Origin of the sequence: Chryseobacterium sp. RR2-3-20 (assembly GCF_017808115.1) — a bacterium.
Taxonomy (GTDB): Bacteria; Bacteroidota; Bacteroidia; order Flavobacteriales; family Weeksellaceae; genus Chryseobacterium; species Chryseobacterium oryzae.
The window spans coordinates 1-8,023 of sequence record NZ_JADQBD010000094.1 but is presented as its reverse complement, the minus strand read 5'-3'; the positions used below and the strand labels follow the sequence as shown (position 1 = coordinate 8,023).

The 8,023-nt window shown below is 30.6% G+C and carries 7 protein-coding genes; 1 reads left to right on the top strand and 6 read right to left on the bottom strand.

Going from position 1 to position 8,023, the window contains the following annotated elements:
* A partial coding sequence (locus tag IV513_RS14270; RefSeq protein WP_209391231.1) for a hypothetical protein occupies window positions 1–184 on the top strand: 184 nt, incomplete at its 5' end.
* 76 nt (window positions 185–260) lie between these two features.
* Here IV513_RS14270 and IV513_RS14265 read toward each other — a convergent pair.
* The 6 genes from IV513_RS14265 to IV513_RS14240 all read right to left on the bottom strand — a co-directional run bounded on the left by IV513_RS14265 (window position 261) and on the right by IV513_RS14240 (window position 7,125).
* Window positions 261–785: a hypothetical protein gene (locus IV513_RS14265; protein WP_209391230.1), complete on the bottom strand. Its 525-nt coding sequence runs from the start codon at window positions 783–785 to the stop codon at window positions 261–263.
* Complete coding sequence (locus IV513_RS14260) at window positions 772–1,983, bottom strand: hypothetical protein (RefSeq protein ID WP_209391229.1); 1,212 nt, start codon at window positions 1,981–1,983, stop codon at window positions 772–774. The genes IV513_RS14265 and IV513_RS14260 overlap by 14 nt, the downstream gene beginning before the upstream one ends.
* Window positions 1,976–2,770, bottom strand: coding sequence for a hypothetical protein (locus IV513_RS14255; protein WP_209391228.1), 795 nt, complete (start codon window positions 2,768–2,770; stop codon window positions 1,976–1,978). The genes IV513_RS14260 and IV513_RS14255 overlap by 8 nt, the downstream gene beginning before the upstream one ends.
* Window positions 2,767–5,427: an ATP-binding protein gene (locus tag IV513_RS14250; RefSeq protein ID WP_209391227.1), complete on the bottom strand. Its 2,661-nt coding sequence runs from the start codon at window positions 5,425–5,427 to the stop codon at window positions 2,767–2,769. The genes IV513_RS14255 and IV513_RS14250 overlap by 4 nt, the downstream gene beginning before the upstream one ends.
* 816 nt (window positions 5,428–6,243) lie before the next feature.
* A complete protein-coding gene (locus IV513_RS14245) occupies window positions 6,244–6,702 on the bottom strand; it encodes a MarR family winged helix-turn-helix transcriptional regulator (RefSeq protein ID WP_209391226.1) in 459 nt (152 codons plus the stop codon).
* 6 nt (window positions 6,703–6,708) lie between these two features.
* Complete coding sequence (locus IV513_RS14240) at window positions 6,709–7,125, bottom strand: hypothetical protein (RefSeq protein ID WP_209391225.1); 417 nt, start codon at window positions 7,123–7,125, stop codon at window positions 6,709–6,711.
* Window positions 7,126–8,023: the final 898 nt, after the last annotated feature.

Sequence of the window (8,023 nt, the reverse complement as noted above, 5' to 3'; positions counted from 1 at the left end):
TTTGATAGGTATATTTTGGACACCTATTGAATTTTTCTTGTTCCATAGTTTGACAATATTTAATGAATTTTTTGTCAACCTATTTCAGGAATATGCATTTTATTGGGTTGCATATAACGGGAAAGGGCTTGGCGAAGTGGCGGGAAATCGAAGCACAAATGTTCAGTTTTGCACAAAATTTTAATCCAAGAACTGCCGTTGAATTTAGCACTGAACCCGCCATTTTGCCAAACTGCTGTTATCGGTTCGGGCAGTTTTGGTTATATTGTCGTTTCGTCTTTATCATCTTTAATCAAGTCTTTTACAAAGTCAATAAACAATTTGTGTGCTTTGGTAAATGAATATCTGTCGTTGCCTTGTTTTACAGCAATATTTCGCTTTGCCATAGTTCCGATAAGGCGTTTTAAATTTTCGTCATTGTTTAGTTGTTTATTGACTTTGATAACATCTGTCCACGAAGAATTTTTGAAATATTCAATTATCTCGTCAATGTGAAATTCAGAATAATTAAGTTCTTCTAAAAAGTTCTTTCCGTCTTTGTCAAGTTCGTAACATAAAACCGAAAAGAAAATTGAAATATCTCTTGATGTATTTTCGTTTGTGTCGGTTGAAACAAGATAGTAAAAATCCTGATTTCCGATAAGTTCAAAACCAAACGATTTTTCAAAAAACGTGATATAAAAATCTTCGTTTTTCTTGATTGTTTCATACGATAAATCTTCAACCGTAATAAACTTGCCTTCCATTAGAGAGGTTACTATTTCCTTATGTTTATCTGGATACATCTTCTTGTTTTTTTATTGTTAGTTTTGGCATAATTAGTTCAGAATTTTCGTTAGAAACAGAAATATTCTTTCCGTCTTGGCTTACTGAAACTTTATAATCTTCCTCAAAAAGTAAACTAGTTACCATAAAAAAGTTGTCAAAAGAAAAATCCTCGTTTTCTTCTTTGATCGAGTTTTCACACCATTTGAAGAAATCATCAATGGGCAATTTTTGATTCAATGTTTCTTTATACTTTGACTTGTCAAAAAGCCAATCATTTGTTTGTTCAGAATCTTCAATAACAATTATGTCTTCTTCGTATTGAAATTGGTCAAAGTATTCTTTTGTATTTTCATACACAAATTTGTTGTAGATATTATCACGAGTAGAAACGAAAATGCGTGGCGGTTCAATTTCTTTGTAACAATTCCCATTGGTTAAATAGTAATGAAACCCACTTAAATATTGACTTTCTGTTTTTATTCGTTCAATTAAAGGCAATAATTCATTCGTAAGCGTTACAGATTGTAAATTCAAATCTTTGGCAACTTGACGAAGTAAGTGATACAATTTTTCAAACTCTCGCCTTATACTTTCATCTGCATAATCAAATCGTTTTACGTTAGTAAATTGCGAAACATTCAGTAATTCATTGTAAATGGATTGACTATGATTTACGTCTAAAATCGTATTGAGTGGCGAAATGTAATTTTCGATTAAATACCTTGCTTTATGGATTTTCTCTTGGTAGTCAATTTTCTTATTGTTTGCTTTCAGCTCTTTTGATTCTGTCAATAAACTTTTGGTGTTGTTTACAACTGCATTTGTGAACTTTTTAATTTGATTGGATAGTGCTTCAATTCTTTCCAGTAAAATATTCTTATCGTCATTTATCCCTTCTTTTATTTTTAGAAATAAAGTTCTGATTGCTTGACCGAAATGTTCAATTTCTTCGGGTAACAGTGGCTTGAATTTTTGATGTATAAATTCAAAAAGAACAAAATAAGGCTCGTTAAAAGCAAAGTCGTCATTTTGCTCAACCAAAATTTGATATTCTGTTAGTTGTTCCCGAATGTTCTTGTCGTAATTTTCTAAACAGATAATTAAAGATTCTTTTGTTATGATATCGTTCTTAACCTGTATGTCAAAAAGGTCTCGTAGCAAATCATAATGATTTGCCATAAACTGCAATATTGATTTTGGTTCGGACTTAATCATATTTCCAATACTGTTGTTCTAAAAATCGGTTGTTCCGTATTATACTTTCTCTAATTTTAATTACATTATTGTCTGAACTTTGTTTAATTCTGTTTGTCATTTCAGATTTATTTCCTTTAAGACTTTGAGAATATTTTTGAAATAATTCATCATAGTTTTGAGGAATGTATAATTGAGCAAATTCAAAAACTTCTTTAATTCTCAAAAATTCTTCAAGTCCGTTAAAGTCGTAATCAACAAAAACAAGTAACTGATTTGTAACAAGACTACCAAGAGAATCTTTTCCTATTCGTCCATATTTATGAAGAAACATAAAGTTTTTACCTAACAACTTTTCTGCTACTAAAAACGTGTCTAAATTCTCAACAATGCAAATTTTTTTTGCTTCAATTTTATCTGCGTTACAAGCAAATAGTTGAAATTTGTTGGTATAATCCTCTAAGTTTATTTCGTTGTCATTTACTTTAATTATATAAAAACCTCGAAGCATAAAAATTGGCTTTGAAACTGTTTTTTGAATTTTAGAGTTTCTAAATTTTCTAACATTATCTGATTTGTCTTTAACTTCAATATCTTCGGGAAAATGCGTTATAAAAAAACTTTCAAATTCAGTTGACTTTCTTATTTCATATCGGAAACCCCTGCCTGATTTTGTTTTTTCAAGAATTAAAGAAGAAACCAATCCTTTGAAATGGTGGGAATTCAAAACAGTTTTAGGGATTGCTTTTTCTGTAAGAAAAGAATCCTCTTTTAATTTCTTGTATGTTCTGAAATCTGTTTGGTTCACTTTATTTTCGATTTACGATAAATTACATTTCCGCTATTTTTACTCAAAACTATTTTTCCTTTGCTTCTTCTCACCAAGTAATATTTGTCAAATCCATCATAAGGGTGCAACGGAGCGGCTGATATTGGAACAAAATTATTTTCCTTACAGAAATTCAAAATTTCAATTCTGTTCGCTTCGTCAATTGTTCCGATTTCATCAACAAAAATCACAATTTTGTTTTCTTCATCATTGATTACAATTTGGTGGATAATTGACATAATGATTACCATTCTAATCATTTTATCTGTTCCGTCCGATTCAATTTGATTTCTTAAATCAACAACTTTGTGTTGTCCTTTTTTGTCAAGATGTAATTTGATGTCAAAAAGGTTATTAAAATCAATTACAGATTGGTTATCCAAATATCTGTTCAGTATATTGAGGTTTTCCGATTGGTCGTCAAAAATAAGTTCAGAAGTTAAATCTCTAATATCCATTATCTTCTTCAAATCTTTGATTAGATTTTCGTTCGGAATAATTTCAATACTCAAAGAATCAATATCGGAGATTTTAATTTTTTTGATTTTAGAATTGAATTGATTGTTGATGAACGCTTCAAACTCTTGAAATTTTGAGTGAAGTGTTTTGCACGGAATTGAAAATTGAGTTGAAATATTTTTCAATAAAGCGTCAATACTTTTTTGCTTATCGTCAAGCGTTGCAAGTTCGGAATCAAGATATTTGATAAACTCATCTTCCGAAGCAAAACTTTTTTCCGTTTTTGTTTTCAGATTTTCAAATAATCGTTCTTTGTTGTTTTTGATACTTTCCCGCTCGGTAGAATTTCTTTCAAAATTTTTGAAAAGGTTATCAAGTATTTCGTTTGTTTGATAATCAATTGGAATTATTCCCGATTGCTCAACTTTTACTTTCCAACTTTGAATTTCTTTAATGCGATTTTCTGCCTTATTGATGTCTTCCGAAAGAATATTTATAGCTTCATTTATTTTAGCAATTAGTTCCGTTGTTTGTTTTAATTCTTTTTCTGTATTATCTCTTTCTTGAAAAAGATTTTTTAGTTCTTCTTCTAATACTGCAAGATTTTTTTCAAGTTCGGGTAACGAATTAAGTTCCTCAATTTTCTTTTCAGTTTCTTTAATTTTTGTTTGAACAGAAGAAAGTTCATTACGGTATTTTTCTAAATCTTTTGCTATCGGCAAGAGTTTTTCGTTACTTGTTTTCTCCTTTATTGCAGTTTCTCGTTGTAGTTTTAAGTCATCAATAGACGGAATTGGTTTTCCTTTAAAATCTTTCGGAATTGTAATTGCTCCGTCAAATATTTTCATTATATCAGATAGATTTTCAATCCCCAATTGAATATTTTCTTTCGGAAGTGCAGTAATGGAATCGGAAAGAATTGCATTTAGCAATTCTTTGTATTTCCCATTTTTGCTTATCTGATGAATGAGCAAATTTGAGTAAGTTTCAATTTGTCCCTCAAGTTTTGAAATTTCTTGATTGAATTTAGAAATTTTGTTTTCTAAATCTCGACTGTTTAGGTTTTGGTTTTCAATTTGAGTTAATCGGCTTTCGATGTCTTTTCTTTGTGTGTCTAAATTGCTGAATGACTGTTTTAAAAAGTCAATTCCCTCATACGATTTTATATTTCGAATTTTTTCTGCAAGGGATTCTTTTGCTGAACCTTTTTGAGAAATGGTTGCTTCTAACTTTCCAATAGTTTGATTTAGATTGTTTTGTTTCGGGATTAAATTTTCGCTTAATTGTGTTCTGTTTTTATCTCGTTCATTCTTTTTCTCTAAAAGCCTTGTGTTGATGTCAATATTTACAGAAGAATAGAGTTTGTCAAAGGCGAATACAATTTCAGATAATATTTGATTTTTAGCTTTGTATTGGTTTACTAATTCCTTAAAGTCTGAAAAACTTTTTTGAATACTTCTAATTACTTTGATTTCTCGATTGTGCTTCAAAAGAGTTTGAATGTCCTTTTGGTTTTTCTTGGAAAATTCAACTTGTTCATTTTCTTTGTTGTCAGCGATAATCAAAGATTCCTTTAATGTCTTGTTGTCAATAAGTTTTGAATTTATCAGATAACGATAAATTTTAGAAAAGTTGTTGCTTATTTCTCTTTGGTCTTGTGAAGCTCCTTCATTTAGCCAAACAACACCGTTGTTTTTCTTTCCTTTTTGATAAACAAAATTGAAAAGGTCTCGTCTGTTTGAGTATTTATTATATTCTACACCTGACGAAGAAAGGTCGGCAAGCAAAGCATCAAATTTCTTTAATTTTTGTCCTTCCGATGTTTGTACAAAATATTGTTCTTCTTTGTAGTCGCTATCAATTTTATAATAATCTAAACCGCCTTCTGCGTTTTTCTTGACCAAAATAGAGTAATATCTCTTTTTGAAGATTTCAAAAACTATATAACTTGAATTGATTGAGGGAAAGTAATGGTTAATCGTAGTTTTGTCGCCCGTTCTATTACCACTAAAAGTCATTTGCTTTCCGTCAATAATATAAAGGAAATTCAAAGCATAAATCAGCGTACTTTTTCCAATATTATTTGGTCCAACTATTTGTAATGAATCACAGTCGTCTAACTCAATGTCAGCTTTTGAGTAAATGTCTGAATTTAGTATTGCAAGTCGTTTTAGCATTGTTTAATCTCTGATTCATTTTTATTTTATTTTTTTGTGCCTCGTTTTCTCGGTGTCACAGTTTTGCCTGACCGATAACGGGAAAGGGCTTGGCGAAGTGCGGGCTTTTACACCTGAAATTTCTACTAAAAACTGCACGAAGCAAAAAATGTTTTCCGCTGACTAAATTAATAAAAAAATGGAGGCGGAAACATTTTTTGCGACTAAATTTCACAAAATTTTCAACGCAAGAGCCTTCAGTCCCGCATTTTAGCAATACGATGTTATGTGATGTGGCAATTTTCCATAATTTTTTATTCAGTTAGATTCAGTTTTCAGAAGTTTCATTCAGCAAAGTTTTTAAAATTCAGCGTTATTTTTAAAAGTCAATCGCGAATTTATTCACACAGTTAAAATTTCAGAACGCTAAAATTCAAAAATTTTTTCGGAAAGATTTTGCGTAGGATTTTCATTCAGAATTTTTTCACCAGAGTGATTTTGACGCGTTAAATTGTTTTCACGCACATTTTCCGTTAGTGATATGGTGTCAGAAATCAGTTTTTTAAGTCAAGTCCGAATTTTATTCAGTCAGTCAAGTTTGAAAATGAATTCAGACCTTGTTTTCACGCATTTTTGGTCTGGATTCAGTTTCTTTTTTATTCACTCAAAATCGTGGAGTTTATTTCGGAGCGTGATTTTTGATGCCATATCACATAACGGTTCTCATATTTGCGAAGGCGGGGATTTTTAGCACAAATGTTTATTTGAAAAACTGAATTTGAGCCTTGCACTAAACTTTCATAGAAGCACGAAACCCCCGTTTTTGCAAATATGATGTTATGTGCCGTTTTTGTTGTCAAGTAGTGTCGTCAATTTGTTGTTAAAATCCTCTGTTTCATTGTCAAGTGAGCCGAAAAATTGTCTGTCAAATTGTTCAACTGTCTTAATTGCTTGTTTAATATTTTTAAGTCCAATTTCTGTAAGCCCAACTGTTTTTGCTCTTGTATCCGTTTCGTGTTCTTGTCGTTTTATAAGCCCTTTTGTTTGTAGGGTTCTCAAAACTGTTGAAGTCGTCATTGGGTCAATTTTGGTATGGTTGGATAACAAAATTTGTGTTACGTTTTGTTTGTCTAATGTCAGCCAATGAATGCTTGCAAGTAACACAAATTGCGAATGTGTCAATTCGTATTTTTCTAATGCTTTTTTAATTTCTCGTTGCCATAAGTTTGTTACTTGCCATAATAAAAATCCTGTGCTTTCTTCGAACTTGTCAAAACTAAAATCTGTCTTTGCCATTTTGGTTTAGTTTTTTTCTGCAAGTTCAATTAGTTTCTCAACTGCAATTGGAAGTCCAACTATAATTTTACTACCAATTACTTTTGAAAATAAAAAAGTCATAAAACCTGTCATTACAACTTTATGTGTAATTTCAAGTCCGTCTTTGGTTTCTGTCATTGTATGGATAAAGTCCATTTTGCAAAGAGGTAAAAAACTTCTACTTGTAAAAGACTTCAAGTTAGTTAGTTCGGTAATTTCAAATTTTGCTTTTGGTCCGCCTGTTGGTTTTAAAATACCTTTTGTTTCTTTTTGAAATTGTCCAAAAAGCTTAGAGGTTTCAACTTCTTTGTCCCAAACATTCCAATTAGGCACGTCTGTCCAAAGTTTCCAAATTTGCTCTTTTGTTGCTGTCGTTTTACGACTTATTTCTGTTGTCCACATTTTAAAATATTTTGTTTGACGAAATTGTCGGTGCAAATATAATAAGTAAACATATAATATGCAAAATTATTTTCTTTTACTGTTCGTTTGTCGTTGTTTGGAGCGTTTCGATAAAATGGCACATAACGGAAAAAGTATTGGCGAAGTGCGGGCTAAAACGCTGAAAATGTTCAACTTAAACTACAAAAAGCAAAAACTTTTTTCCTTTTGCTAAAATACAAAAAATAGTAAAAGGAAAAAGTTTTTTGCGACGAAATACAATTAAATTTTCAATTAAAACTTCAATCCCGCATTTTGCCAATACAATGTTGTACGCAGTATTTTTGGTTCGGCGAATTGGATTTAACACCGTTAAATTCGATTCAGAGAAGTAAAAATTCAAGTACGACAACTATTTTCAAGCAAATTATATTCACAAAGTTTGTAAAAATCAGAACCGTTATTCAATTTTTTTCACGCAAATTTTATTCACAAAGTTTGTAAAAGTCAGAACCGTTATTTGAATTTTTTCAGTCAGTTTTATTCGCAAATTAGTAAAAGTCGGATTCGTCATTTGAATTTTTTTCAATCAAATTTTATTCGCGAAGTTGTAAAAGTTAGAACCGTTAGTTGAATTTTTTCACGCAAATTTTATTCGCAAAGTTGTAAAAGTCAAGACCGTTTTTTCAACAAAATTTAGAAATGCAAGAAATTTAAAAATCTAAAATTCAAACCAATTTTTTATTCAGAATTTTTTTTCAGTGAAATTCCCGAAAATTATTTCAGAACGAGTTTTGTGAATATTGCGTACAACGGAAAGGGGCTTTGCCTTTACTTTGTTTTCTGTAAAAATAGTTAAATTTATTCAAAGGAGAGCAGAGGTGAACTATGGGCTTTGTTAGTTTTTAGAACTATACCT